Source organism: Dryocola baronae, from assembly GCF_051297175.1.
Classification (GTDB): Bacteria; Pseudomonadota; Gammaproteobacteria; order Enterobacterales; family Enterobacteriaceae; genus Dryocola.
In genome coordinates, this window is the sequence record NZ_JBINNY010000001.1 from 4,433,796 (window position 1) to 4,459,947 (window position 26,152).

A 26,152-nucleotide genomic window follows, 5' to 3' on the forward strand; every position below is an offset into this window, starting at 1 on the left:
GCGACCGATGACGAAGAAAACGAGCTTTTGCTATGCGATGCTTTGCCTGCTGTCGAGCGTTCAGCCCGCGTCGGCCGCCTATTTTGATTCGCTGATTTATGACATGACGGCGGACCGGACGTTTATTTCTCGCCCGATGGTTAACGACACGGACCGCACCAACCTTTATACCCTGACCGCCTATAAAATCGACAGGCCGGGAAAAGGCGGCGAGAACCGCATCAGCGGCGGCGAAATGGAAGTGGTGTATACGCCGCTGAAATTTACCGTGCAGCCCGGCGGTAAAGAATATTTCAAACTGTTTTACCGCGGGCCGCAGGATAATATCGAGCGTTACTATCGCGTGATATTTAAAGAATCGCCGATACGGCTTTTCCCGTTCAAAAATCAGCAGCAGAATACGGATATTATTCCGGTTGTCGCCATGAGCACGCTGCTGGTTGTTCGCCCGCGAAAAACCAACCTGGCGTTTGAAGTCGATGAAAAGACCGGCGTGATACGCAATACGGGAAATACCTTTTTTCGCGTAATTATCCAGCAGGGCTGCAACGGTAATGACGAAAGCTCGCAACAATTTTATATGCTGCCCGGCGAGACCTGGCGCAATGCCAGCGCGCGTGCGAACAATAAAAAATTTATTGTCGCGCTGGGCCGTTATTACCCGGTAGGCAACGGCTGTTTTCCGGCAGCTTAGCCGGTAATTAATTCAGGCTCATTGGATAATTCAATGAGTGCTACAGACACAGCTTAAGCATGGGCAGCGTCATCATGCCGCCAAATTTCCTACGCAGCGACGCCGCGTGTTGGTAAACGTTTTTCACGCGGCTATCCAGCCTTTCGGCTATCTGCGTAAACGAATAGCCGCGCAGGCGCATGTTGAGCACGGTCATCTCGCGTGCGGTAACCGCGGGCATTTTTTTGGCATCGCACGCGCCGCCGTAGAGGATCTTTTTGGCCTTTTTTCTGAACCCCGCCCGCCCCTCATGCGGGATAAGAATGGCGCGGATCGCCTTCGAACGCCCGAACCAGTAATTCGCCAGCGGCAGCATATCCCTGTCGGCAATAAGCACCAGGCTCATTTCGGTTTTCACCAGAAATTTCAGCCATTCATCGTTGATAAAATAGAGAATATTGTTGAGTGAAAAATCGATAAAGACGACGCCTTCGGCGAGATAGCAGCGGTATTCTTTAAAAATGAGTTCGTTGATTGCCAGTTTGAAATAGTGATTTTTATCCGGCCAGACGGCGAGCCTGCTGTCATTACAAAAACGAATATTGATACGTTCGCTATAGTCAACCCGGCAACCCATTCCGCATCCCATGCAATTTAGCCTCCGATTAAAATTCGTGGCAGTCATTAATCCTCCCTGCTATTACTACATTTAAAACAAGATATTTAATAGCATGATACCCGTAAATATATCCTCGTGAAAACGCTGCACATAACTTTATGTTTATTTACTTTGCATAAGGCTGAGTGCTTATATTTACAGCAAAATGGTCATCACAAAGTTAAATTGATTTCGATCAATTAAAATTAGCGTTACGCGACTGATTAATATTGTTAACGTTCCGCCGCTAAGATTTATAATAAGCAGCGAAACTAATGCAGCTGAAATATTACCGAAATATTCGACAAATAAAAAATTAACCCTGTCCGGCGATAACGCATCCTATCCGCCATAAAGTTGCCAAAACGTTAAATTCGTCACACTGGCGGTGGTACACTGTGCGGCTTCTCGCAAAACGTATCAGGTAATAAAATGAGTGAACATATTGATGTACAAATCCAGCCGGGGGCCGTCACCCGCCCCAACTGGTCGGCGGTTTTTGCCGTGGCGTTTTGCGTCGCCTGCCTGATAACCGTTGAGTTTTTACCGGTGAGCCTGCTGACGCCGATGGCGCAGGAGCTGGGAATTTCCGAAGGGGTGGCGGGCCAGTCGGTGACCGTCACGGCGTTTGTCGCGATGTTCGCCAGCCTGTTTGTCACCACCGTTATCCGCTCGGCGGACAGGCGCTACGTGGTGTTCCTGTTTGCCATCCTGCTCACCCTTTCCTGCCTGCTGGTTTCCTTCGCGGAAAATTTCACGCTGCTGCTGCTGGGCCGCGCCTGCCTGGGCCTTGCGCTGGGCGGCTTCTGGGCGATGTCCGCGTCATTAACCATGCGACTGGTGCCTGCCAGAACGGTGCCAAAGGCGCTGTCGGTGATCTTTGGCGCGGTTTCGATTGCGCTGGTGATCGCCGCCCCGCTGGGCAGCTTCCTGGGGGGAATTATCGGCTGGCGCAACGTATTCAACGGCGCGGCGCTGATGGGCGTGGTGTGCATTATCTGGGTGTGGAAAGCGCTGCCGTCGCTGCCGGGGGAAACGACCCAGCATAAGCAAAACATGTTCGGGCTGCTGAAACGCCCCGGCGTGCTGGCCGGTATGGCGGCGATTTTTATGGCCTTCGCCGGGCAGTTCGCCTTCTTCACCTATATTCGCCCGGTTTATATGACCATGGCAGGCTTTGACGTGGATGGCCTGACGCTGGTCCTGCTGAGCTTCGGTATCGCAAGCTTTGTGGGCACGTCGCTTTCCGCCGTGTTCCTCAAGCGTTCGCTCAAACTCGCGCTAACCGTCGCCCCGCTGGTGCTGGCGCTGAGCGCGCTGGTTCTTGTGCTATGGGGATCGGATAAGATCGTGGCTTCGGCCATCGCCATTGTCTGGGGCTTCGCGTTCGCGCTGGTGCCGGTCGGCTGGTCAACGTGGATCACCCGCTCGCTTGCCGATCAGGCGGAAAAAGCGGGCTCTATTCAGGTCGCTGTGATTCAGCTCGCCAATACCTGCGGCGCGGCGGTAGGCGGTTACGCGCTGGATAATCTGGGGCTGCTCTCGCCGCTGGTGCTGTCCGGCAGCCTGATGCTGCTGACGGCGGCGCTGGTGGCGTTGAAGGTGCGGGTAAAGTAGGCCATGTCGGATGGCGCAGGCTTATCCGACCTACAAGTTAGAGTGTTTTTTGTAGGTTGGATAAGCGAAAGCGCCATCCAACACAAAAACCAGGACGGCGTTATTCGTGGGCTAGATAAGCCCCCCCTCCCTCAGGCCAAATACCTCTGAATCTCAACCAGAGAAATATAGAGGTTACGCCCAAAGTCAAATCAATTTATACAACGGAAAATCTTCAAATTTTTTTCAGCATGATTATTAAAAATCAATAGGTTAATCCTGATTGTTTCACTTCCAATGGTGGCAGTAATATGGTCCGTATACAGTAAAAACACTAAAGGATTTCCCCCTCAATATGGATGATAAACAGCCTAACGCGCGCTCTATATCCGCTGCACAAGAGCAGTCGATTAAAATTCTCGACTACTGGCACAAGATAGAATTTTTCGAATCTACCGATATCAGAGAGCTGGAGGACAATGCGCCAAGCGTGCTCAGACTCGAAGCTGAAGACCTTCTCGACCCCCTTAGCCTCCCCTGGATTACACCTGCGCGAATAAGTAGCGTTGTTAACGATTTCAGCCCAAAGAAGAAATACCGTTATACGGTTTATTTCGGCATCTTCGATCGCAGCGAAATATTTCAGCAGGCTGAGAAAATCTATCCTCACGCTGGCGAACATTCCGCAGAGCAAAATCAGGATCAGGGGCGGACATGTTCGATAAGGGTAAAACTAAATCCGCAGGGAGTAATCGACCCTACAAGCTTCGAGTTTTCCACGGTAACCTGGGCTTTGGGCAAGCTACAGGAAAATAAATTAGATGGAATTTCCATGGATGCCTACGAGGAGGCCACGGAACGTCTTAAGACCCGCTTTTACGAAATTATCGCTGCCGCAGAAAAGCTAAAGCAACAGCATCAGCTGCCTCTCTTTTTGACCACCTTCGAGATTATTGAATTTCTGAAATGCATGGAACGCTGGACCATTTTCAGCCCACAGACCCCAGTACCAGCCTTGTATGTCAGCGTGGCCGAAGATAAATCGGAGGATAAAAAACCCGACGCAACCTTTGATGCCGAGCGAATTTCGCTACAGCCTCTGGAAGCATTGCCCTCTATGCTAAACCAGCGACAAAAAATCACCGTCGGCGAGGGACAGAAAATAAGTCCGCAGGATGCGGAGGATGAGATAGCCATTCTGAACAGCTTCTATATTCGTGATATAGAGCGCGTGATGAAGGATATTAAAGATTCGGGCCTCAGCGAGCGCTCGGCTTTAGGCCGCTATTTGAGCGGAGACTGTGATAAAAAAGAAGACCTGCTGACCGCCGCTGGAAAACCACAGATCCTGGAAATGCTGCGCCTCGATAAATTACCGGCGGGCCGCTGGCCTTCTGATAAAGCACACAGCATGAGCCTGATGCAGCAGTTTGCTATCAATACGCTTGAAGAAACCCTGGCTCCCCGCGGGCTTTATTCTGTTAACGGCCCACCGGGTACGGGCAAAACCACCATGCTCAGGGATGTGATTGCCAATAATATCGTCAAACGCGCGCAGGTGCTGGCAACGCTATCTGAAGCAAGAGAAGCCTTTAGCGGCGAGTTAACCCTGCGGGGGAAAACTATTCACCGCCTTATCCCTTCCTTAACCGGCTACGAAATGGTGGTGGTTTCAAGCAATAACGCCGCGGTGGAAAATATTTCCCAGGAGTTGCCGCAGACCAAAAGCCTGGGAGCGGACTGGCAGGATATCGCCTACCTGAAACCAGTCGCTGAGAAACTGGCGGCAAAACACGCCAAACCACCACAGCACAACAGAGAAAAAGAGATTAAGTCCGTCATTACCCCATTGGCCCCTGAAGAGGCATGCTGGGGCCTCATCGCCAGCGCTTTAGGCAAGTACAAAAATCGCAGTCAGTTTGGGCAACGCATTTTTTATCATTCCATCACGCAATGTCTGGCTCCCCGGCCTGCAGACGGCTACAGGACTCTGGTTCCCGCCATTAATGAGCTGTCGGCGCTCTCTTTTGAAGACGCAAAGAGCGCTTTTATTACGGCCCGCGAAAATCTTGAGCGAATTCTTGAGGAGCTGGAAAAACTGCAAAATCTGGCGGATCGGGAAAAAGAGTGCAGGCTTCAGGAGAATAAGGCCCAGAATAAAAATCGTCGAAGTTTAAAGCTCACTGCCCGCATGGCGAAATGGCAGGAGAGAAAACCCCAATGGTGGTCGTTAAATATCCGGCAAAAATGCCGCCATCAGGCTATTTCTGACGGTTTTTCTCGGCGCGTTAATAGCGCAGAAGCCGAGTACCAGGTTGAGCACAATGCCTGGCAGGAGCTTCAGCATAAATTACTTCAGGTACGTCAGGAGTGCGCTGCCGTTGCGAAAAAATATCCGCAGGCCACCTTCCCTGCGGCCGCCGTCGATCTTGAAGAGCCAGCACTTCAACGTCACGCCTTTGGCCAGTGTCCGGAGCTGAACCAGGCCCGCAGCCAGCTCACCGTAAAAGCGCTGGAGCTTCATCAGGCCTGGCTGGCAAACGCTCATAAAGAGCTGAAACTCTACGACACCCTTTCAGCCATACCTGCGGCGGTAAATGGAAAGATAGCGGATAAAGAGGTGGCAAAGGCGGCGTGGCAACTGCTGTTTATGATTGTGCCCGTCGTCTCATCCACCTTTGCTTCTGTCGCGGTACAGTTCAAAAACTTCGCTAAAGAAGAGTTCGGCTGGCTATTCATTGATGAAGCAGGCCAGGCAAATCCCCAGCAGGCCGTCGGTGCCCTGTGGCGCGCAAAAAGAGCCGTCGCGGTTGGCGATCCTTTACAAATCGAACCGGTGTTTACCATTCCGCCCAATTTTGTTGAAACTATTGCGCAGGCAGAACTAGGCGCAGTATGGAAGGCGTGGTCGCCAGGCGCGCAGTCCGTACAAACTCTGGCCGACAGAGTGAACCCCTACGGCACCCGACAAATCGCCAAAGGCATCTGGCTGGGCAGCCCCCTTCGCGTTCACAGGCGCTGCGACGATCCTATGTTCACCCTTGCCAACGCCATTGCCTACAACAACAAAATGCTGCACGGTCGTGACAATATCAGCGACCAGGATGACTTTGTGTGGGGGGCGAGCTGCTGGTTTGATATACAAGGGGAGCGGGAAGGTAAACATTTTATTCCCGCACAGGCACGCCACGTTCTGCAAATGATCGAAGCCTATTACGAGCAGCATCAAAAATTGCCGGATGCCTACATTATTACCCCCTTCAAAGAGATAAAAAAATCGCTGAAATCCTTTTTGAAAAATCGCATGAAGAACGTATCCGGCCACGATAAATGGCTTAAGGAACGCATTGGAACCGTGCATACATTTCAGGGGAAAGAAGAGAAAAACGTTATTTTTGTGCTTGGCCTGTGCGCCGAAAGCCCGGGCGCGGCCGGTTGGGCGTCTGAAAAACCAAACCTGCTGAATGTTGCGGTTACCCGCGCGCAAAAACGGATTTATATCATCGGTAGCGCAGATATCTGGGGAGGCTGTCCCTATTTTGAGACTGCTTTCACCCTTCTGCCGCAGCGTATGGCCTGTGAATATGCATCGCGACAATACAGTCTTGTGAACGCGTAAAAGTACGGGAACCCATAGCCTAAAATGAGGGTAGCGTCGGATGGCGCAGGCTTATCCGACCTACAAACTTGCTGGCGCCATCCAACTGCTTTTCCTCAAATCATCCCCGATAAAAAGGCTTATCCCCAAGAATCGTTGCGCGGTGCATAACGCGCCGGGCCGGGAGGTAATCGGCGTTGGCGTAGTGCTGCGTCACGCGGTTGTCCCAGATGGCGATGTCGTTTTCCTGCCAGCGCCAGCGTACCTGGAATTCCGGTTTGGTGACGTGCGCGAACAGGAAGGCCAGCAGCGTATCGCTCTCTTTTTGCGATAGGTCGACAATGCGCGTGGTGAAACCTTCGTTGACGAACAGCGCCTGTCTGCCGCTGACCGGATGGGTGCGCACCACCGGGTGGTTGAGCGGCGGGTTGTTGGCGACCGCTTCATGCCAGCGCTGATGCTCGGCCTCGCTGCGGGTATGTTTGTATTCCGGGAACGACTTCCTGAAATCGTGCTCCGCTTCAAGGCCCGAAAGCAGACGTTTGAACGGCTCGGAGAGCGCTTCATAGGCCGCTATGCCGCTGGTCCACAACGTATCGCCCCCGGTTGCCGGAAGCTGTTTTGCTGCCAGAATGGCCCCGGCGGGCGGCGTGTCGATAAAGGTCACGTCGGTGTGCCAGTTGTCGTTATCCGGCGGGTTATCGTTGTGGGTATCCAACACGATGATTTCCTCGACGCCTTCCGCGTGCGGGTAAACCGGGTGGATATGCAGATCGCCAAAACGTAAAGCCAGCCCGCGCTGCTGCGCCGGGGTTACCGGCTGGTCGCGGAAGAACAGCACCTGGTGGCGAATCAGCGCGTGGTATAGCTGTTCGAACTGGTTGTCGCTCAGCCCGCGCGTTAAATCCACCCCGCTCACCAGCCCGCCGATGTACGGCCCCAGCGGTACAATATTCACTTTTTCACTCATTGCCCTTCTCCATGCCATGGGGTTAACCGGCGCTGCAAGGCGCGTAAACCCAGCTCTAAACAGAATGCGATAACGGCAATCACGCCGATGCCGGCGAGCACCACGTCGGTTGCCAGGAATTCACCGGCGGACTGCACCATAAAGCCCAGGCCGCGCGTGGCGGCGATAAGCTCCGCCGCGACGAGCGTTGACCAACCCACGCCAAGCCCGATGCGGAAACCGGTCAGGATTTCCGGCAGCGCGCCGGGCAGAATTACATGCCACACGACCTGAGCGCGGGATGCCCCAAGCGCGCGGGCCGCACGAATACGAACCTGCTGGGCGCTGCGCACGCCGGCCATCGTCGACATCGCCACCGGGGCGAAAATCGCGAGGTAAATCAGCAGGATTTTGGAGGTTTCACCGATGCCGAACCAGATCACCATCAGCGGCAGATAGGCCAGCGGCGGCACCGGGCGATAGAGTTCAATAAGCGGGTCGAGAATGCCGCGCACCGTCGGGCTTAGGCCCATGGCGATGCCGACCGGGATGCCGATCAGCACGGCGGCGGCAAGCGCGGTGAGAATGCGCAGCAGGCTGGCGGCGAGATGCTGCCACAGCGTCGCGTCCATAAAGCCTTCCGGCCCGGCGATGGTTATCAGCTTGCTCAGCACCTGCCCCGGCGGCGGCAGAAACAGCGGGCTAATCCACTGCTCGGCGGCAACCCACCACCACAGCAGCACGATCGTGGTGATGGTGGCGAGGCTTAGGGTTATCTGGCGCGAGAACGGCCAGCGCAGGGCCAGGCGGACACGGCGGGCTTTATCCTGAATCACGATGCTCATAAAAAGCCCTCACGTTGTTCGAACACGCGCTCGAGCACGTACTCGCGTTTGGCGATAAATTCGGGGTCGGATTTGATGCTGCGGCAGGGTTCGCCTGCGGCAAAGCGTCTGCCGAAGTCGAGCGGCAGGCGTTCCAGCACGCGGCCCGGCCCCGGCGAGAGCAGCACAAGTTCGGTGGCGAGGAACACCGCTTCTTCGATGTCGTGGGTGATAAGCAGCACCTGGCGGCGGCTTTCGTGCCACAGCTTCAGCAGCAGGGTTTGCATCTGCTCACGGGTGAAGGCGTCCAGCGCGCCGAAGGGTTCGTCTAACAGCAGCAGCTGCGGCTTCGTCGCCAGCGCCCGGGCAATGCCGACACGCTGCCGCTGCCCGCCGGAGAGCTGCCAGATGGCGCGTTTCGCCTTATCTTCCAGGCCGACTTTGCGCAGCATATCGAGCGCGATTTCTTCACGCTGCGGTTTGGGCTGACCAGCAAGCTGCAGGCCAAAGGCGACGTTATCCAGCACGGTTCGCCACGGCAGCAGCCCTTCATTTTGAAAGACCACGCCGCGCTCCGCGCCCGGCCCGGTCACCTGCTTGCCCGCCAGGGTAATCGAACCGGTATCATAAGGAACAAAGCCCGCTATCAGGTTCAGCAGCGTCGTTTTCCCGCAGCCGGACGGGCCGAGCACCACCATCAGCTCGCCTTCGTCCACCGTCAGGCTGATGTCGCTGAGGACCGTTTTGCCGCCGTAGTCGGCGCTCAGATGCGTCACCTGTAACATGGCTAACTCCTTACTGCGCCTGGGTTTTCACGAAGCGGTCGGTGACGAACTGGCTGTAGTCCGCGGCCACCGCCGGGACTTTGCCCTGCGCCTTGAGGAACTGCGCGGTGTCGACAATCGCTTTGTTGACCGGGCCGCTAAGCTGCTCGGTTTGCTGGCTGGCGGTGAGGTAGGTGTTGCCCTTCACCAGCCCCGGCACGTCGCCTTCCGGCACGCCGCTCAGGCGGGAGAGTTTGCTGAGGTTTTCAGGCTGCTTGAGCCATTCGTCGGGATTATCGATGTAGCCTTTCTGCGCGGCGAGCGCGCTTTTGGCGAAGGCGGCCACAACGTCAGGATGCTGCTGGGCAAAGTCTTTACGCACGACCCACACGTCAAGCGTTGGCGCGCCCCACTTGCCCACCTGCGCGGAATCGGTCAGCACGGTGCCGTCCTTTTCCAGCTCGTTTACCGCAGGCGCCCAGACATAGGCACCGTCAATGTCGCCGCGCTGCCAGGCCGCGATAATCGCCGGGGGCTGAAGGTTAAGGATTTGCACCTGGCCGGGCTTGATGCCCCAGTGTTTGAGCGCCGCCAGCAGGCTGTAATGGGTGGTCGAGATAAACGGAACGGCAATGCGCTTGCCAATCAGATCTTTAGGATCGGTAATGCCCTTTTTCACCACCAGCGCCTCGGAGTTGCCGAGCTGGGAGGCGAGCAGGAATACCTCAATCGGCACGTTTTGGCTTGCGGCAACGGCAAGCGGGCTGGAGCCGATATTACCGATCTGCACGTCGCCAGAAGCCAGCGCCCGCACCACGGATGCGCCGCTGTCGAACTTGCGCCATTCCACCTTCGCGCCGCTGTCTTTGGCAAAGGTGTTGTCGGCCTGCGCGACCTTGGCAGGCTCTGCGGATGTTTGATACGCCACGGTAACGTCCACCGCAAAGGCCGGTGCGGCGATGAGGGCAAGCGTTGCCAGCCAGAGGGAATGTCGTTTTGCTACCATGATGTCTGCTCCTGTTTCGATGATGGGAGCAGTATTTCCGGATGGCGGGATGACATAAAAGAATTAAAAATTATCGCTAATGCTTTTATGTCCTTAGATGAGATTTAGCTTTGGATAGTTGCAGGGTGGGATTGGGAAAATAACGCTTAACGTAGGTTTGATAAGCGCCAGCGCCATCAAACATTTCGGCGGGCGGCGACTCGCGCTCACCCGCTCTACAAGGCCGTTCTTCAGCTCAAATCAACATTCTTACTGCCGAAGAACCAGGTCACCACAAATCCCGCCAGATACGAGATTAGTATGCCCGCCACGTAAACCGCCATGCCGGCAAAAATCCCCTGGTGTGAGGTCATCAGCGGGATAGATACCAGGCCTGACGGGCCGAACACGGTGTTCAGGCCGACCGGCAGGCCGAGCCATGCGACGAGGCCAATAAAGAAGCCGCCCACGCCGCCGCCGATGCAGGCGGTGATAAACGGCTTCAGGCGCGGCAGCGTGACGCCATAAATCAGCGGCTCGCCAATGCCCAGCAGGCCGGGGAAGATCGCGCCTTTAATCTGGTTGCGCAGCGTCGAGCCTTTTGGCGAACGCGCGTACAGCGCCAGCGCCGCGCCCACCTGCCCCGCTCCGGCCATCGCAAGTATTGGGAACAGGGAGTTGAAGCCCTGGGCGTCCATCAGCGCGAAGTAGACCGGCACGAAGCCCTGATGGATGCCGAACACGACGGCAATCAGGAACAGCCCGGCGAGAATAGCGGTGCCGAACGGGTTGCCGTTGAGGTGCAAGAACAGCCAGGACATGCCTTTAAACAGCTCGCCGCCGAGGGGCATAATTGCCACGAAGGTCACCGCGCCGGTGATTAATAGCGTCACGGTCGAGGTGAGGATCATATCCAGATTATCCGGCACGATTTTGCGCACCTGACGTTCGATCCACGCGCCGAAAATACAGGCCAATAGCACGCCGATGATGTTGCCGCGCGGGTCGATGGACAGCCCGAAGAAGGTATCCATGCCCGCGTAATAGCCCACCGTCCCTTCCGGCACGTAGCGCAGAATAAACAGCGAGGCGATGATGGCCCCGTTAACGCCGGTGCCGCCAAACGCCTTCTGCGTGTTAAAGCCGATCAGTATGCTCAGGAAGGTGAACAGGCCAATGCTGAACACCTTCATATACGCGATGAGCTGCGTCAGCCATGCGGCGGGCGCAACCCCTTCCACGATAAGCGTTTGTTGCAGCAGCGTGGCTATCCCAAGCATCAGGCCCGCGGCGATAAAGCCCGGGATCAGCGGCGTAAAGATAGTGGCGAATTTGGTGAGAAAATTATGCACCGCGCTGTTCTGCTTCGCCTTCATCTGCTGCTTGTTCTGGTGGGCGAGCTTGCCGAGATCGGCATTTTCATCAGCCTGCGGCGCGGTGCGTTCACCGGCCCCCAGCATGGCGTTCATCAGCTCGCTGGCCGTTTGCGCCTTGCCTGGGCCAAGAATGATTTGCAGCTGATCGTCGCCGTTGACGACCCCCATCACGCCGGGGATCTTTTTTAGCTCCTCGTGATCCACGCGCTGGCGGTCTTTGAGCGTCAGGCGCAGGCGCGTCATGCAGTTGCCGCACACGAGGACATTTTCGCTCCCGCCGGTAAGGTGCAAAATCTGTTCGATGGTCGAGCCGGTGATTTTCGCCATGGTTAACTCGTTATCTCCTGGAGCGCCCTGCGGATAAAGCCCTGATGTTTGGCGAGCAGCGCGCTCGCCCGCTCGGCGGTTAGGCCGCTTAGCATCATCAGGATGGCGGTTTTGCAGTGACGGTTGCAGCCGTCAAGCGCCAGGGTGGCCTCTTCCGGCGAGCAGTCCGTTGCCTCTACCACGATGTTCACCTGTCGCTGAAGCAGCTTGGCGTTGGTCGCCTCCACGTCAACCATCAGGTTGCCGTAGACCTTGCCGCTGCGGATCATCGCACCGGTGGTGATCATATTCAGCACCAGCTTCTGCGCCGTGCCCGCCTTCATACGCGAGGAGCCGGTCACCACCTCCGCGCCGACGACCGGTTCGATGGCGATATCCGCCGCCTGGCTCATTTCGCTGTTCGGGTTGCAGGAGATGGCGGCCACGGTTGCGCCAACGCCTTTTGCATAGGCCATCGCGCCCAGCACGTACGGCGTACGCCCGCTGGCGGCGATGCCCACCAGCACGTCGCGGGAATTGAAATTAAGGTTACGCAGATCCTGCTCGCCCATTTCGCGGTTGTCTTCAGCGTTTTCAACCGCCTGCAGGATGGCAGGATGGCCGCCGGCAATTAGCCCGACCACCTGCTCACGCGGCGTGCCGTAGGTTGGCGGGCATTCACTCGCATCTAAAATGCCCAGACGCCCCGACGTGCCCGCGCCGCAGTAAATCAACCTGCCGCCGCAGGCGAATGCTTCCACAACCCGATCGACAACCTGCGCGATTTGCGGCAACGTGGCCTCCACCGCTACCGGCACCTTTTTATCTTCACGGTTGATCGTCGCGAGCATGTCAAGCGTAGGCAGGGTATCGATTTCCGCGCTGGCCGGGTTGCGGCTTTCGGTCGTCAGCTTGCTTAAATTAATCTTCATCAGTTTGTCCATCTGGTTGCCCGATCGGCATGGTAAGGAATTATTTATTCAATGGCTGTGATAATTATCACGAGAGAAGATTTTATACCAGAGGGCCGATGGGACAAGGGATGTAAAAGCATCGAGATTGTGGCTGATGTTTTGCGGCAGGCTCTACTGATGTCATAGCGCAGCGCTAAGCCTGCAAAAAGTGGAATAAATTATTACTACTGTTTGACGGTAAAGGGGTGAGGGCTTTATAGGGTAGCCTATGCCACCCCTTTCAAAGAGAACTTCAACGAAGGGAACTACACAACCGGGCATCAACCGAAGCACTTTCGTGGAAGTAGCTGGCCATCTGTTTTACCAGGGTGGAAAAGAACTGATTATTCAACGCGGTTTTATTATAAATCATATAAACAGGAAGCGGCGCTATAGTGTAATCCAGACTTAAGGTTTTAATATTAAAAGAATCCTTAAATTTTTCATAAAAACGCTGAGGGACGATTGCCAGCGAATCTGATGCTTCCACCATCGCGACTATTGTTAATAACGAAGGGCTGGAGAAATGATATTGTTTTTCACGTTGCAGATAAGCGTCCACGTTGAGTTTTTCAATAAGAACATTAGTGCTTTCAGTGTCAAGGAACACGTGTTTTTCTTGAGCCGATTGCTTAGGACTTAGAAAAGTATCTAATCTAGGATGATCCTTGCGACAAATAACTACCGGCTGCTCGGTGTAGATTTCCTGGCTCACACGGGAGTGACTTAGATGAGGATGCGCATCAAAAACAATATCTGTTTTCCGGAAAAGTAATGCTTCTTCGACTTCTGTTATTGAATTGTTATTACTAACATGAACAATTTCACAATCAGGCGCAATGCCGTCCAGTATATTTCGCATGACGTTAATCGTGAACATGGATGTATAAGGAGAAGCATTAACGATAAGACGTGTAGGTACTGATGAAAAGTAAACGTTTTGCAGCTTCGCCATCAGGTTATCGTAAGCTTCATAAATGCTTTCATGAATGCCCATCGCAACGCTGGTAGGCGCTAGATTCTTCCCATCACGAATAAATAGCGGGTCGTTATAGTAGTCCCGCAGGCGGCCTAACGCCTGGCTTACAGCGGAAGGAGTAATGCCCAACACATCGGCGGCTTTCGCGCCGCTTCGATGAATAAAGACGGCCTCAAACGTTGTTAACAGATTGAGATCAAAGCTCTTTATAGTTTTGAATCTGTCAACAAGCGCATTTTCTTTCATTGTAGAAAGCCTCTTGAGTTCGGATGAAATACCGAGCCCTGCATTCTCTTTTTTAATCATCAATAAGGCCTCTACGTTTGTTAACATCTACCGGATTAAAAATCCCCATAACCCATTGAAAAACAAAATAACAGCTCCGTTATCCTAAAGTTAATTATTAACAAGAGGGGTGAGGAAACAGACTATAGAATAATTGTCACTCAAATTTAACATCTGATATGCCAGTTCGAGTAAAATGTTATGAAAATTAGATAAAGTATCTCTAAAAACTGATAAAAAAACCCACTACCTATATGCTGCCATGATGAATACAGCGAATCCAATTAGATTTCAAATAAGTCCAGAAATATAACTATTATACATTAAGTTGATCTCTTTGTTACATTCTGTTAATGCAATCCTAAGAAAAACCTCAAACCTATTAGTCCACGTAATGCTTGAAATGATATTGCCCTTTTTTCATAAATATTACATCCATATTAAGTTAATTAAACTATGAATTAAGAAGATGGCATGGAGTATTACATCGAAGCTATGAATAATAGGTCCACGAGAGAAAACCTTAAGGATTCTCTTAAACCCCCTGATTCTCACTGATTGAGAATTATTGTTTCAAATAAAGGAATAACCATGAAAATGACTTCGTTCTTCAAAATGAGTGTACTGGCTGCCGGTATGGTTGCTGCAATGGGCGCAAATGCTGCTGACGGTAAACTGCAAGTTACTGGTACCGTCATTCAGGGTGCTTGTGCAGTTGATGCAAGCAGCACCACTGATGTTTCCTTCGACGAAATTCAAGGCACTACTTTTAACGCAGTAGGTGCGGTTTCTCAGAAAAAAGACATTACTTTGAATCTGACCGGTTGCCCAACTGCACAAACAGGTGTCATGTTTACTGCTGGCGGTGCTGTTCATGCTGACAATGACCAGCTGCTGGCAATTTCTTCCCCTTCAGTAACAGGCTTGGGTATCGCAATCTATAACAAGGGCGGCGAAATCATCCCAATGCGTTCTACTTCTGCTCCAGCAGCAATCGATCCAGACAGCGGTACTGCAACTATCAACCTGGAAGCGGCAGCAATGTCTACCGCTGCTGCGGTTACCGGTGGTGATTTCACCGCAACCTCTAGCTTCGTGCTGACATATAATTAATAACACCCCATTCTTGACGTGGTGAAAATTATTTCATCAGGTACATTAAATCTGGTTATAAAGGATTAAACCAATTATGAACATGAAAAAATTAAGTGCTGCTGTAGTTATTATGCTGGGTCTGGGTGTTTCTGCGGCGCAGGCAGACGATGGCTCTCTGAATTTCTCTGGTAAAGTTGTTAACGGTACTTGCTCTGTAGATGCTGGCTCAAGCGCTATCCCGGTTGCTTTTAACAGCATCCCAGCCGCTACTCTGGATGCCCTGGCTCAAGGCGAAACCACTACCTCACTGCAAAAACCTTTCTCTATTAAACTGACCGGTTGCACAGCAGGCGTTGTTGCTAACGTTATGTTTGACGGCCCAAATACCTCTGGCCGTGTACCTAATGCCTTTGCGACCCCAGCTAACTACGTTGGTGTGATCATCTCTGATGCTGGCACTGGTGCTGCTGTTACTCCTAAAACAGCTGTAGCGACGTCTAAAGCTATCGTTGCGGGCGACAACTCCCTCGACTATCTGCTGAGCCTGACTAAGACTGCAACTAAAAACCAAGATACCGGTGCTAACGGTGCTGGTGCAACTGTGACAGATATGGGTACCGAAATTAACTTCACTATGAGCTATCAGTAATTTTATAGCTAAGTAAAGTTTCGACATAAACATGGAACTGGCCGGATTAACTCCAGTCAGTTCCATTTTTTTATCTCTTTATTATCAAATTGAGGCGAAAAGTGTTTTCTTTAAAAAGCGTCATATCAAGTCTTTTAATTGTTATGGTTTCTAGCCCCTGTTTTGCTGGCCTTTCAGTAGGCGCAACAAGGGTGGTTTACGATGGAAGTATGAAAGAAGCCATGCTTTCCGTTAATAATACTGAAGATTCCAATGTTTATCTTATCCGTTCCTGGGTAAGTTCTGACAATAAAAATGACAAGCCACCCTTTATCGTTACGCCGCCGCTATTCCGTATTGAGCCTGGCCAGAATAATGATGTGCGCATTACGCAAACTTCGTCAAATCTGCCACAAGACAGAGAAACGGCCTATTGGTTGAATACGCTGGCTATTCCGCCAAAAACTGATACAAAAAACGCTCTGCAATTTTCGATTAATACGCGTATAAAGCTGTTCTACCGCCCAACAGCACTTAGTAATAAAGAAGCTGTAGCTAAAGCCTATCAGCAACTTACATTCTCGCGCGCATCTGGTGCTTTGACAGTAAATAACCCTACGCCTTATTACGTTAGTCTAACCAAAGTGACAATTAACGGAAAAGAACTGAAAGAAGGTTTAATGGTTGCACCAAAATCTTCTTCAAAAATTGAAAATGCACCCGCGGGTAACTCAATAACCTGGCAGGCTATTAATGATTTCGGTGGTCTGACAGAGAAGGCGAAGGCATCAATTTGAGGCAAAATGAGTTGCCAATATAATTTCTTATAAAAATGGAATGTAATTTTATTATGGAAAATAATAATATTAAAAATTATCAGATACAAAGTAACATAAGAAAAAAAGGTCTACATACGAAGAGTCATGCGGCCAGCAATAATGTTACTAGCTACTCTTTCTTATTGAAACCCTTATCATTTTTCATATTATTATCTCTGCCAAGTTTTGCACTTAACGCTGAAACTTTCAACGCTGATATGTTAAAAGCAGTGGGTGATGGTGCCGATCTGCAAAACGTTAATCTCGATTATTTTGCCGAAAAAGGCGGGCAGATGCCCGGTAACTATAAAGTGGATATCTACCTCAATAACCAACAGGTAGATACCCGCAGCATAGAGTTTGTTAGCCTTCCAGACGCACCGGGTAAACTTTATGGCGAGCTTACGCCTGCCGAATTAGCCGAGTATGGCGTTAAACTGGATGTCTTCCCGGAACTTAACGCAGCGGCAGCGGAAGCGAAGCTAACTAAACCGCTCAAGGCTTATGTTCCTGACGCGACGGAAAATCTCGATTTAAACCGCCGGCGCTACGATATTACCGTTCCACAGATCGGCGTTAACCTGCGTCCGCGTAATTCTGTTGACCCTAAGCGCTGGGATCACGGCATCCCTGCTTTTTTGCTCAACTATAGTTATTCAGGTTCTACCACCGACCATGACAATAGCGGCCAGTCGCAAAGTAACTACGTGAACCTGCGCAGCGGGGCGAACCTGGGTGCATGGCGTTTGCGTAATTACTCGACCTATAACCAGCAACATACCGATGGCGCGAACGGTGGAAGTGGCTCAAGTACAAGCAAATATCAGTCCATTAACACCTATTTACAGCGCGACGTGCGTTTCCTGCAGGGCGGGCAGCTGACCCTCGGCGAATACTCCACGCCATCAGACGTGTTTGACAGCATACAGTTTTCCGGGGCGCAGCTTGCTTCGGATAACCTGATGCTGCCGGATTCAATGAACCAGTTTGCGCCGACGGTGCGAGGCATTGCCAAGACCAATGCCCAAGTCAGCATCAAGCAAAACGGCTACGTCATTTATCAGACCAACGTCGCGCCAGGTCCCTTCGCCATAACTGACCTTTACCCTTCCGGTAACGGTGGTGAAATGGAAGTGACGGTGACGGAGTCTGACGGTACAAAATCATCTTTCCGTATTGCAAGTAGCTCGGTGCCCATCCTGCAACGAGAGGGACGCTATAAATATAATCTGGCACTGGGTGAATACCGCAGCGGCAACGACGACACAGAAACGCCGAAATTTATTCAGTTCTCAAATATTTACGGTCTTACTTCCCGCACCACAGTGTACGGCGGCGTCCAGTACGCGGATAACTACCGTTCCGGTGCGGTGGGTGTAGGTGTCGACCTCGGTTCCGTTGGTGCGGTGTCTTTTGATGCCACACAGGCAACCAGCGAATTTGACGGACCCATGGGCACGAAAAAGGGCCAGTCCTACCGCGCAATGTACGCCAAAAACTTTGACCAAACGGATACCAACCTGCAGATCGCAGGCTACCGTTATTCAACAAAAGGCTACTACGGCTTCCGCGACGTGCAGGATTACCAAAAAGAGACTGACAGCGATTTCGACAATTACAACCGCTCGCACAACCAGCGCAGTAAATTACAGCTTTCTATCAACCAAAGCCTGGGAAATTACGGCTCCATCTACTTCTCCGGCAGCCAGCAGGATTACTGGGGCGGCGACGGTAAAGAGAAATTGTTACAGCTGGGCTATAACACCAATCTTTACGGCATCACCTATGGCCTGAACTACAACTATTCGAAAAACCCAGGTATGACCGAAGCGGATCAAATTTTCGCCTTCAACATGTCTGTACCGCTGGATAAATTCATGGGGCCTGCGGGCACATGGGCCACTTACAGCATGAGCACCAAGCGCCACGGCTCTACCACCCAGCAGGCAGGAATCAGCGGTACGCTTTTGGAACAAAGAAACCTCAGCTATTCCGCGCAACAAGGCTATGAGGGCCAGGGCCATGGTGCTTCCGGCAACGCAAGCATGGACTATAAAGGCGGTTCAGGTGAAAGCAGCTTGGGTTATAGCTACGATCAGGATAGCCATCAGTGGAGCTATGGTTTACAAGGCGGCATATTGATCCATTCTGATGGCGTCACTCTTTCGCAGCCGTTGACTGACACCATTGCGCTAGTTAAAGCCCCGGGAGCTGGCGGCGTTAACTTACAAAACAACACCGGCGTTAACACTGACTGGCGCGGCTACGCGGTGGTGCCTTCCGTGCAGCCTTACCGTAAAAACACCGTCGGTCTGGATACCCAGAGCTTTGGGAACGATATCGATATGGACATTAACAGCCAAACTGTTATTCCAACCCGCGGTGCCGTGGTGCGCGCAGACTTCAAAACGCGCGTCGGCCAGCGCGCCCTTGTACAGCTGATGTTTATGGGTAAACCGGTACCGTTCGGCGCAACGGCAAGCCTGATTGACGACGAAAGTACCGTTACCGGCATTGTCAGTGACAACGGAGAAGTGTACCTGACCGGCCTGCCAGACAGCGGAACCATCAAGGTGAAATGGGGCGACAGCAGTTCTGAACAGTGCCAGGGCAGTTACTCCCTGATCCACAGCAATGCGAACGACGCTTCAGCGCTGATCAAACAAATTACGGCGCAGTGTCGGTAACGGCGGCGCGGAGACTACTGGCAATGAACAAATTAAAAATAAGTCTGTTATTGAGCATGGTAGGCGCGAGCTTGTTTTCAAGCCAGGCGCTGGCAGGCTGTAGTGTGGTAAAGGATTTAATAAATCAGTCCGTGCATTTTGGTGCAACCGTAGTGCAGCGTGATTTAACAGTTAATGGCGGTATTGCAAATAAAACCGTTCCAGCGGGGAATATCATTATAGCTGAAGGCTGTGATGACATAATACGCCAACGCGTTGCCGTTAACGTGGCAAGTTACCCGATGATGAGCGGCGGTATTTTTGCAACCGGTGTACAGGGCGTAGGGATGCGTATCAGGATCAATGACGTAGACTTAACGACTGCAACATCTTTCACTGAATATAGCGCTACAACCGGCGCTAATCTCACGCGATATAACCCTAAAATAGAAGTGACCCTGTTTAAAACCGGCACGATTGTTCCCGGCCCAATGAACCTCGGCAATTTTCTGACCGTTGCTAAATATAGCGGGACACAATTTGTCGATGCACTAAGTTACAATATTGCTTCAGGCGTGATCACCCAGTCATCCTGTGAACTTACCGGTGCCAGCGCTATTCCAGTCAATATGGGTGAGGTAAAGGGAAATGATTTTAACGGTAAAGGTTCCACGCTGAAGCCAGTAGAAATTAAGATTCCATTACAGTGTGATGCTGGCACGAGGGTCAATATCAACCTGGACGCAACCTCTTCGCAAGGTAACGGCATTATTGATTTAGCCAAAGGCGGCGCGGAAGGTGTCGGCATCCAGCTAAAAGTGAATGATACCCCAGCACTTTTCAATCGCAGGATATTTATAGCGGAAGCCACCGAGCAAGGGGCATTTAATATTCCACTAACGGCCGCTTATATACAAACCGATGACATCATTAGAAGTGGTAATGTGAGTGCCATTGCAAACTTCACTATAACCTACGAATAGAAATTTATTTTAGGTAAAAGGCCGGGATGGTTTAAACGTCCCGGTCTTTTTTATATCTGACTTATTCTCATGTTGGAAAGCTTAAAAGCCAGTGCTTGTGCAGGTTTTTAGAATCGCTATGCTTGCACGGTATCCAAAATGGGAGTGTGTGATGAAAATCCTCAAAAGCGGCATTCGTGACGTAAAAGCAGGCGAAAACGTAACGGTAGTCGAACCGGTAAATCTCTACGAGTGTACCCTGCACGACGGCGTATTTGTCGGTCCGTTTGTCGAAATCCAGCGCAACTGCATCATAGGCACAGGCACGCGCATTCAGTCACATTCCTTTCTCTGCGAAAAAATAACCATCGGCAAAAACTGCTTTATCGGCCACGGCGTAACCTTCGCCAACGATCTGTTTCACAGCGGCAAACCCGATGCAAACCCCGAGAACTGGATAAGCATCACGCTGGGCGACAACGTGGTCATCGGCAGCGGCAGCGCCATCCTGACGAAGTTTATCTGTAGCGGCACGGTGATAGGCGCCGGCAGCGTGGTGACGAAAGACATCGTAAAGCCGGGAATTTATGCAGGGAACCCGGCTCGCTGGCTGCGGGCGGTGGATTAGCCCTTCATTCGAGAAGTCTTCGCTTTAATCTGCCCTAAAAGCTGGGTCTTATCTTCTGCTGATAACTTAGTCCAGCAGAGCGTCAGTTCGGCCAGCTCGTCATCCACCATGTAGAAATAAGCCAGCGGCACTTCCAGCGCGGAAGCCAGCTGCTGGGCGATCTCTATATTGGCCTGGTGAACGCCCTTCTCGTAGCGATTAATTCGAGTGCTTGCCACGAACTCATCTATCCCGGCAAGAATGCCAAGGTTCTTTTGAGAAAGCCCTTTGGCAAGACGTGCAGCCTTGAGACGCTGGCAAAAAATATCTGGGTAATTTATAGAAGTATTCATCGCTACGATACTCGTAGCTTTAGAGCGTAGCAGATACTACGAGTTACGTAGTGTCGTAACAGACAGGCTTTAACTGGGGAGATTAGCGAATAATCTTTAAAAGCTCTTCTCTGATGTGTGATGACGATCGCCTAAAAGCTAATATCAGCTCGGCTAAATCATCTTCTTCTGCATAAAAGTAAGCGGTAGGAATATTTAATACAAACGCCAAACGATGCGCAGTTTTAATATCAACTTCATGAATTCCAAGCTCATAACGATTGATGCGAGTACTAGCAACAAATTCATCAATACCCGCTAAAATACCCAGACTCCTTTGCGATAACCCACATGCCTGGCGAGCAGCCTTAAGCCTTTTGCAGAAAATTTCACGGTAATTTGGTGTAGTTCGCATAACTACGATATTCGTAGTTATCTTCTTTTCACGATACTACGAATAACGTAGCATTGATTTTGTAGCAGTTTCATTTACAGGTAATCGTCAGGAGGGAATCATGACAAAGGGCTGGCACAAAGCGGACATCATCGCAGGATTACATAAGAGGGATACATCTCTGGCAGCGTTATTGCGAGAAGCTGTGCTGAGTTCTTCAACGCTCGCTAACGCACTTACACGCCCCTGGCCCAAAGGGGAGTTTCTGATCGCTGATGCGCTTGGGGTGCATCCGAGCGATATTTGGCCCGAGCGGTATTTTGGGGCTGATGGGGGGTTGGTGGATCGAAGCCGTTTGATGCGAAATCGTACTAAACGGGAAGTGGGTTAAAAGCGGTACGGCGATATTGGCATTAGGTTTAAAAAAGCTGCCTGTGGCAGCTTTGAATATGTTGATGGCCGGACTCATACAAAAATCAGACACCGCCAGCAGGCAAGAAGCCATAGCAGTAAAATACCACTATGGCGGCCGAGACAAGGACTAAGCAGGTATGAATGTTTTCTTGAGAGGAACCAAAAGCTTGGTCTCAATATCAACTTGCTCGTAGTTTTCGATAAGGGCTCTCACCAGATCATCCAATGTCCAAAGTGTCAAAGGTATCGTCGAGCGATCGGCCTCATAGCGAGCATCCTTACTAAAGCCTCCGGTACTTACATAGAGTCCGCGATCGTCTTTATGGCGGCCACCAATAAAGCTGCGTATCTGTTGGCTTCCCATCTGCTCTCTACGATGTTTCACCTCAACAATAATACGTGGATTTTCAAAACCGAATCCATCAGGTGAAGCAATGATGTCCTTACCCCGGTCGGCCCCCGCAGGTGAAACCTGCGTTTTATACCCCATGCTGCGTAGGACTCCGGCAACAAGATTTTGCATCTCATCCCAATCGAGAGAATTGATTCGATCTTTAATGCCCTCAAACGCCAACATTTCCATATCACGAAGCGGATCAGAAATAACTTCATCCTCATCCAGTGTAATGGAAACCTGAGGAACAGCATCGGCTGTAGGTTTCTTATCCTGTAGTAGCTCTTCTAATGCATATTCCGGAAGCTGGAAAACCGTAAGCGTGGAACCTAATGTATTTTTTGTTGCGGTAGACAACCTGTCACGGTCAATCTCTTCCCCGTTCCATTTGACCTGCCGGGCAATCCCCATTCCGTCTTCAATCCATTCTGGATGATACTGGAAGTCGGATATTACCTTTCCTAACAGGTAAGTACGGTTGGCAGGAGAATATGTGATGACCCAATCGCCCTTTTGAATCTCATTCACAAAACGCCATACTTGGGATGCACCAGAACGAGCAGTACCTAATTTGGTTAGCGGATCGGCTTCTCGATATAAGGCGAGTAGCTGAGCTCGGGATAGGCCCGGTTTAACCAAAGGTGCAAGCAAAGACCAACCAATACCTACAATTTGTTTATCGCGAAAATCCTCATAGAGCTTGCCGCCATCGCCGCGAATCATCCACATTTTATTGCCCATACCTGTCCCTTCAAGAATAAAATAAATTAAGGCGGATCATATGCTTGTTAGCTAAAGGCGTCAAAAATCTACACAATTATCCGCTGACATTTCCTGATAATTGGAGGTGGACCTCCTAAAGGTTCTTATGACACTGGCCGCGAACCTGAGTATCCATCAAGGTCATAATGCCGGATATCATTACCAGGTTATGCCAGATACTGCCATCTATATTGCGGGGGATAGCAGGCAAAGCTTTCTCCACCTTTTCTGTCAGCCAGCTATCGTGGCGATGTATAGCTTTCTTCACCCAATATCGCGTCGCCATGCTACCGATTACCGATGTTTATTGGGATACCGCATCAAGCTACTGGATGGGTTGCTCAACCTGTAAAATGCGCAATCACGACCACGGACTATATGTTGATTAATGTTAGAAAGGATAAGCTCGTTGTGTTCCGTTAGCACATCAGGTTCTGTTTGCATCTTGAAGTCTCCCCGCTGGCAAGGAGCTCTTATCAAACGTACAATCAAAAACCTAAAATAGCCCTTTACGAAAAAAATTGCTTTTAACAGGACTTATAGTGAATAAACAGCAACTTGCGGCAAAAATCTGGGAATCAGCCAACCAGATGCGTTCTAAAATTGAAGCCAATGAATACAAAGATTACATACTCGGCTTTATCTTCTACAAGTACCTAAGCGACCAGCTAGTGCAGTTTGTCACCAGACAGGGTATGACGCCCGAAGACATCAAAGCCCTCAATGAAGAAGACGCCGACACCGTTAAATTCGTGCAAGACAGCCTGGGCTACTTTATAGCCTACGATAATCTGTTTTCTACATGGATTGATCCAACATCCGAATTTGATGAGTCTAACGTGCGTGATGCGCTCTCCGCCTTTAGCCGTTTGATTTCGCCAACTTACAAAAAACTGTTCGATGGCATTTTTACCACCTTAGAAACAGGTTTGAGCAAACTGGGTGAAAGCGCAGGCAAACGCACTAAAGCCATTAGCGACTTACTGCACCTGATCAAAAGCATCCCGATGAATAGCAATCAAGGGTATGACGTACTGGGCTACATTTACGAATACCTGATTGAAAAATTTGCCGCGAACGCAGGTAAAAAAGCCGGTGAGTTTTACACGCCTCATGAAGTTTCGGTACTCATGTCGAACATCATCGCCCATGAGTTAAAACACAAAGATACCATCAAAATTTACGACCCTACTTCCGGCTCTGGTTCGTTGCTGATCAATATCGGTGAGGCGGTCGAGAAATACGCTAAAAATAAAGACAGCATCACCTATTTCGCCCAAGAGTTAAAAGCCAACACCTACAACCTAACCCGTATGAACCTCATCATGCGTGGTATCAAAGCCAGCAACATTAAAACCCGTAATGGCGATACCTTAGAAGACGATTGGCCGTATTTTGATGAAAGCGATCCACAAGGCTCTTACTACGCCTTGCATGTCGATGCTGTAGTTTCCAACCCGCCTTATTCACAAAACTGGGACCCCAGCTTTAAAGACAGCGATCCACGCTATTCACGTTTTGGCCTTGCACCTAAAACCAAAGCCGATTTTGCTTTTTTGCTGCACGATCTCTACCACCTAAAACCCGATGGCATTATGGCTATTGTGCTGCCCCATGGTGTCTTATTCCGTGGCGGTGAAGAAGGTGAAATTCGCAAGCAACTCATTGAGCAGAATCACATTGATATTGTTATCGGTTTACCGGCCAATATCTTTTTTGGCACCGGCATTCCCACGGTGATTTTAGTACTCAAGCAAAAACGCCAAAACACCGATGTATTGGTGGTCGATGCCTCCAAACACTTTATGAAAGAAGGCAAAAATAACAAACTGCAAGCCAGCGACATCAAGCGCATTACTGATGCGGTGATTAACCGCGAAAGTATCGACAAGTTCTCGCAACTGGTGAGCAAACAAACCCTGCGCGACAACGCTTACAACCTCAACATACCGCGCTATGTGGATTCCTCTGCACCAGCACCAAGCTGGGATTTACACGCCACCATGCTCGGCGGCATTCCCAACAGCGAAATTGCCGAGCTACACAATTTTTGGCAATCCTTCCCGCAATTGCACGGTGCCCTGTTTAAGCCAAAATCAGCCGCTTACAGTGAACTGGCCATTGCCAAAAAAGACGTTAACGCCTGCATTAGCACGCACCCGCAAGTGTTAGCGTTTATCAGTGCCTACAACCAAGCCTTCAATGGCTTTGATGACCAGCTACACGCCCAGCTAATACAAAACTGGAAAAGCGTACAGCGTAACCAACAAGAGGCGGCATTAAGTGCCGAGCTATTTGCTCGTTTAGCTCCGATTGCCTTAATCGACAAATATCAGGCTTTCCAATTTCTGAACAACCAATGGCAAACCATCAGCGCCGATTTAGAGATGATGCAAACCGAAGGCTTTGCCGCCACCAAACAAGTTGACCCTAATATTGTCATCAAGAAGAAAGACGGCAAAGACACCGAAGTACAAGACGGCTGGAAAGGTCACATACTGCCCTTTGATTTAGTGCAACAAACTTATTTGAGTCATGACTTAAAAGCTTTGGCAGATAAAGAAACACGCCTGGCAGAAATCGCTAGCGCGCTGGAAGAAATTTTAGAATCTCTGACCGAAGAAGAAAAAGAACAAGATACGGTAAAAGAGAGTAAAGACGGCTTTGCCAATGCCGAGTTAAGCAAAGCCGCCAAGGCCTTCATGAAAGAACAAAAAGACAGCAAAGTTAAATTCGCAGAAGAAAGCTATGAAGCCAAAGTCATTCGCGCAAGCAAATTAATCGATGAAGAAAAAGCCCTGAAAAAAACGGTTAAAGAGGCCGCCACTGCCCTGCACTTAAAAACCAAAACAACCATAGAAACCTTAATCGATGAGCAAGTGAACAACCTGCTGCACCTTAAATGGATTGCGCCATTAAGCACCGAACTGGCTGCTATGCCAAACGCCGTGATTAGCCAATTGACTAGCCAGGTGCAAGCCCTTGCTGATAAATACGCCGTCACTTACTCACAGGTGGCCAATGAGATAAAAACCACCGAGCAAGCACTGGCGGAAATGATGGGCGAGCTCACGGGTAATGAGTTTGATCTGCAAGGCTTGGCTGAACTCACCAACTTATTGAAGGGTGAATAA

Annotated in this window: 22 protein-coding genes; 11 read left to right on the top strand and 11 right to left on the bottom strand. The window is 50.8% G+C overall.

Translation table 11 applies throughout. From position 1 onward, the window contains the following. Positions 1 to 7 precede the first annotated feature (7 nt). Complete coding sequence (locus ACSPHG_RS20925) at positions 8 to 694, top strand: fimbrial biogenesis chaperone (RefSeq protein WP_435955414.1); 687 nt, start codon at positions 8 to 10, stop codon at positions 692 to 694. Positions 695 to 734: 40 nt separating this feature from the next. Here ACSPHG_RS20925 and ACSPHG_RS20930 read toward each other — a convergent pair whose 3' ends face one another. Further along, complete coding sequence (locus ACSPHG_RS20930; protein ID WP_494516574.1) at positions 735 to 1,358, bottom strand: helix-turn-helix transcriptional regulator; 624 nt, start codon at positions 1,356 to 1,358, stop codon at positions 735 to 737. Between the two features lie 405 nt (positions 1,359 to 1,763). On the opposite strand from ACSPHG_RS20930, the gene nepI reads away from it, so the two are divergent. Continuing rightward, the gene (nepI, locus tag ACSPHG_RS20935) at positions 1,764 to 2,948 is read left to right on the top strand and encodes a purine ribonucleoside efflux pump NepI (protein WP_435955416.1); all 1,185 of its coding nucleotides are present in this window, start codon (positions 1,764 to 1,766) and stop codon (positions 2,946 to 2,948) included. Between the two features lie 334 nt (positions 2,949 to 3,282). Beyond that, positions 3,283 to 6,546: a DEAD/DEAH box helicase gene (locus tag ACSPHG_RS20940; RefSeq protein ID WP_435955417.1), complete on the top strand. Its 3,264-nt coding sequence runs from the start codon at positions 3,283 to 3,285 to the stop codon at positions 6,544 to 6,546. A 100-nt stretch (positions 6,547 to 6,646) separates the two neighbouring features. On the opposite strand, the gene tauD is transcribed toward ACSPHG_RS20940, so the two are convergent. The 7 genes from tauD to ACSPHG_RS20975 form a co-directional block, all read right to left on the bottom strand. Next, positions 6,647 to 7,495 (bottom strand): taurine dioxygenase, encoded by an 849-nt coding sequence (gene tauD, locus ACSPHG_RS20945; protein ID WP_435955418.1) that lies wholly within the window; start codon positions 7,493 to 7,495, stop codon positions 6,647 to 6,649. After that, positions 7,492 to 8,319 carry a taurine ABC transporter permease TauC gene (gene tauC, locus ACSPHG_RS20950; protein ID WP_435955419.1) on the bottom strand — a complete coding sequence of 276 codons (828 nt, stop codon included), beginning with the start codon at positions 8,317 to 8,319 and terminating at the stop codon, positions 7,492 to 7,494. Before tauC ends, tauD begins: the two co-directional genes overlap by 4 nt. Continuing rightward, positions 8,316 to 9,083: a taurine ABC transporter ATP-binding subunit gene (tauB, locus tag ACSPHG_RS20955; protein ID WP_435955420.1), complete on the bottom strand. Its 768-nt coding sequence runs from the start codon at positions 9,081 to 9,083 to the stop codon at positions 8,316 to 8,318. The genes tauC and tauB overlap by 4 nt, the downstream gene beginning before the upstream one ends. Before the next feature lie 10 nt (positions 9,084 to 9,093). Next, positions 9,094 to 10,068, bottom strand: coding sequence for a taurine ABC transporter substrate-binding protein (tauA, locus tag ACSPHG_RS20960; RefSeq protein ID WP_435955422.1), 975 nt, complete (start codon positions 10,066 to 10,068; stop codon positions 9,094 to 9,096). A gap of 230 nt (positions 10,069 to 10,298) precedes the next feature. After that, positions 10,299 to 11,750 (bottom strand): PTS N-acetylmuramic acid transporter subunit IIBC, encoded by a 1,452-nt coding sequence (gene murP / locus ACSPHG_RS20965; protein ID WP_435955423.1) that lies wholly within the window; start codon positions 11,748 to 11,750, stop codon positions 10,299 to 10,301. A 2-nt stretch (positions 11,751 to 11,752) separates the two neighbouring features. Then, complete coding sequence (gene murQ / locus ACSPHG_RS20970; protein WP_435955424.1) at positions 11,753 to 12,661, bottom strand: N-acetylmuramic acid 6-phosphate etherase; 909 nt, start codon at positions 12,659 to 12,661, stop codon at positions 11,753 to 11,755. Between the two features lie 274 nt (positions 12,662 to 12,935). Then, positions 12,936 to 13,967, bottom strand: a complete 1,032-nt coding sequence (locus ACSPHG_RS20975; RefSeq protein ID WP_435955425.1) for a LysR family transcriptional regulator — start codon at positions 13,965 to 13,967, stop codon at positions 12,936 to 12,938. A 570-nt stretch (positions 13,968 to 14,537) separates the two neighbouring features. On the opposite strand from ACSPHG_RS20975, the gene ACSPHG_RS20980 reads away from it, so the two are divergent. The 6 genes from ACSPHG_RS20980 (at position 14,538) to ACSPHG_RS21005 (ending at position 20,743) form a co-directional block, all read left to right on the top strand. Further along, positions 14,538 to 15,059 carry a fimbrial protein gene (locus tag ACSPHG_RS20980; protein WP_435955426.1) on the top strand — a complete coding sequence of 174 codons (522 nt, stop codon included), beginning with the start codon at positions 14,538 to 14,540 and terminating at the stop codon, positions 15,057 to 15,059. Between the two features lie 76 nt (positions 15,060 to 15,135). Beyond that, entirely contained in the window at positions 15,136 to 15,690 is a 555-nt protein-coding gene (locus ACSPHG_RS20985; protein ID WP_435955427.1) for a fimbrial protein, read from the top strand. Between the two features lie 101 nt (positions 15,691 to 15,791). Continuing rightward, positions 15,792 to 16,466 carry a fimbrial biogenesis chaperone gene (locus ACSPHG_RS20990; protein ID WP_435955429.1) on the top strand — a complete coding sequence of 225 codons (675 nt, stop codon included), beginning with the start codon at positions 15,792 to 15,794 and terminating at the stop codon, positions 16,464 to 16,466. A gap of 53 nt (positions 16,467 to 16,519) precedes the next feature. Further along, the gene (locus ACSPHG_RS20995) at positions 16,520 to 19,174 is read left to right on the top strand and encodes a fimbria/pilus outer membrane usher protein (RefSeq protein ID WP_435955430.1); all 2,655 of its coding nucleotides are present in this window, start codon (positions 16,520 to 16,522) and stop codon (positions 19,172 to 19,174) included. A gap of 23 nt (positions 19,175 to 19,197) precedes the next feature. Then, positions 19,198 to 20,136 (top strand): fimbrial protein, encoded by a 939-nt coding sequence (locus tag ACSPHG_RS21000; protein ID WP_435955432.1) that lies wholly within the window; start codon positions 19,198 to 19,200, stop codon positions 20,134 to 20,136. Between the two features lie 151 nt (positions 20,137 to 20,287). Then, positions 20,288 to 20,743 carry an acyltransferase gene (locus ACSPHG_RS21005; RefSeq protein WP_435955433.1) on the top strand — a complete coding sequence of 152 codons (456 nt, stop codon included), beginning with the start codon at positions 20,288 to 20,290 and terminating at the stop codon, positions 20,741 to 20,743. On the opposite strand, the gene ACSPHG_RS21010 is transcribed toward ACSPHG_RS21005, so the two are convergent. Together ACSPHG_RS21010 and ACSPHG_RS21015 are read right to left on the bottom strand one after the other, a co-directional pair. Next, positions 20,740 to 21,075, bottom strand: coding sequence for a helix-turn-helix domain-containing protein (locus tag ACSPHG_RS21010; RefSeq protein ID WP_435955435.1), 336 nt, complete (start codon positions 21,073 to 21,075; stop codon positions 20,740 to 20,742). The genes ACSPHG_RS21005 and ACSPHG_RS21010 overlap by 4 nt on opposite strands. A gap of 82 nt (positions 21,076 to 21,157) precedes the next feature. After that, on the bottom strand, positions 21,158 to 21,469 hold the full coding sequence (locus tag ACSPHG_RS21015) for a helix-turn-helix domain-containing protein (protein ID WP_435955437.1): 312 nt from the start codon (positions 21,467 to 21,469) through the stop codon (positions 21,158 to 21,160). 100 nt (positions 21,470 to 21,569) lie between these two features. Between ACSPHG_RS21015 and ACSPHG_RS21020 the strand changes: the two genes are divergently transcribed. Next, positions 21,570 to 21,839, top strand: coding sequence for a helix-turn-helix domain-containing protein (locus ACSPHG_RS21020; RefSeq protein WP_435955439.1), 270 nt, complete (start codon positions 21,570 to 21,572; stop codon positions 21,837 to 21,839). Positions 21,840 to 21,989: 150 nt separating this feature from the next. Here the strand turns inward: ACSPHG_RS21020 and ACSPHG_RS21025 are convergent, their stop codons facing one another. Next, positions 21,990 to 22,979 carry a restriction endonuclease gene (locus tag ACSPHG_RS21025; protein WP_494516577.1) on the bottom strand — a complete coding sequence of 330 codons (990 nt, stop codon included), beginning with the start codon at positions 22,977 to 22,979 and terminating at the stop codon, positions 21,990 to 21,992. A 581-nt stretch (positions 22,980 to 23,560) separates the two neighbouring features. Here ACSPHG_RS21025 and ACSPHG_RS21030 point away from each other — a divergent pair. Further along, positions 23,561 to 26,152, top strand: a complete 2,592-nt coding sequence (locus ACSPHG_RS21030; RefSeq protein WP_435955441.1) for a type I restriction-modification system subunit M — start codon at positions 23,561 to 23,563, stop codon at positions 26,150 to 26,152.

Bases quoted from the DNA above. Each gene is read 5' to 3' on its own strand.
- tauA (WP_435955422.1), bottom strand. From the start codon at position 10,068: ATGGTAGCAAAACGACATTCCCTCTGGCTGGCAACGCTTGCCCTCATC.
- ACSPHG_RS20985 (WP_435955427.1), top strand. From the start codon at position 15,136: ATGAACATGAAAAAATTAAGTGCTGCTGTAGTTATTATGCTGGGTCTG.
- ACSPHG_RS21020 (WP_435955439.1), top strand. From the start codon at position 21,570: ATGACAAAGGGCTGGCACAAAGCGGACATCATCGCAGGATTACATAAG.
- ACSPHG_RS20980 (WP_435955426.1), top strand. From the start codon at position 14,538: ATGAAAATGACTTCGTTCTTCAAAATGAGTGTACTGGCTGCCGGTATG.
- murQ (WP_435955424.1), bottom strand. From the start codon at position 12,661: ATGAAGATTAATTTAAGCAAGCTGACGACCGAAAGCCGCAACCCGGCC.
- ACSPHG_RS21010 (WP_435955435.1), bottom strand. From the start codon at position 21,075: ATGAATACTTCTATAAATTACCCAGATATTTTTTGCCAGCGTCTCAAG.
- ACSPHG_RS20940 (WP_435955417.1), top strand. From the start codon at position 3,283: ATGGATGATAAACAGCCTAACGCGCGCTCTATATCCGCTGCACAAGAG.
- ACSPHG_RS20925 (WP_435955414.1), top strand. From the start codon at position 8: ATGACGAAGAAAACGAGCTTTTGCTATGCGATGCTTTGCCTGCTGTCG.
- tauB (WP_435955420.1), bottom strand. From the start codon at position 9,083: ATGTTACAGGTGACGCATCTGAGCGCCGACTACGGCGGCAAAACGGTC.
- ACSPHG_RS20995 (WP_435955430.1), top strand. From the start codon at position 16,520: ATGGAAAATAATAATATTAAAAATTATCAGATACAAAGTAACATAAGA.
- tauC (WP_435955419.1), bottom strand. From the start codon at position 8,319: ATGAGCATCGTGATTCAGGATAAAGCCCGCCGTGTCCGCCTGGCCCTG.
- ACSPHG_RS21000 (WP_435955432.1), top strand. From the start codon at position 19,198: ATGAACAAATTAAAAATAAGTCTGTTATTGAGCATGGTAGGCGCGAGC.
- ACSPHG_RS20975 (WP_435955425.1), bottom strand. From the start codon at position 13,967: ATGATTAAAAAAGAGAATGCAGGGCTCGGTATTTCATCCGAACTCAAG.
- ACSPHG_RS21015 (WP_435955437.1), bottom strand. From the start codon at position 21,469: ATGCGAACTACACCAAATTACCGTGAAATTTTCTGCAAAAGGCTTAAG.
- tauD (WP_435955418.1), bottom strand. From the start codon at position 7,495: ATGAGTGAAAAAGTGAATATTGTACCGCTGGGGCCGTACATCGGCGGG.
- ACSPHG_RS20930 (WP_494516574.1), bottom strand. From the start codon at position 1,358: ATGACTGCCACGAATTTTAATCGGAGGCTAAATTGCATGGGATGCGGA.
- ACSPHG_RS21005 (WP_435955433.1), top strand. From the start codon at position 20,288: ATGAAAATCCTCAAAAGCGGCATTCGTGACGTAAAAGCAGGCGAAAAC.
- murP (WP_435955423.1), bottom strand. From the start codon at position 11,750: ATGGCGAAAATCACCGGCTCGACCATCGAACAGATTTTGCACCTTACC.
- nepI (WP_435955416.1), top strand. From the start codon at position 1,764: ATGAGTGAACATATTGATGTACAAATCCAGCCGGGGGCCGTCACCCGC.
- ACSPHG_RS21025 (WP_494516577.1), bottom strand. From the start codon at position 22,979: ATGATTCGCGGCGATGGCGGCAAGCTCTATGAGGATTTTCGCGATAAA.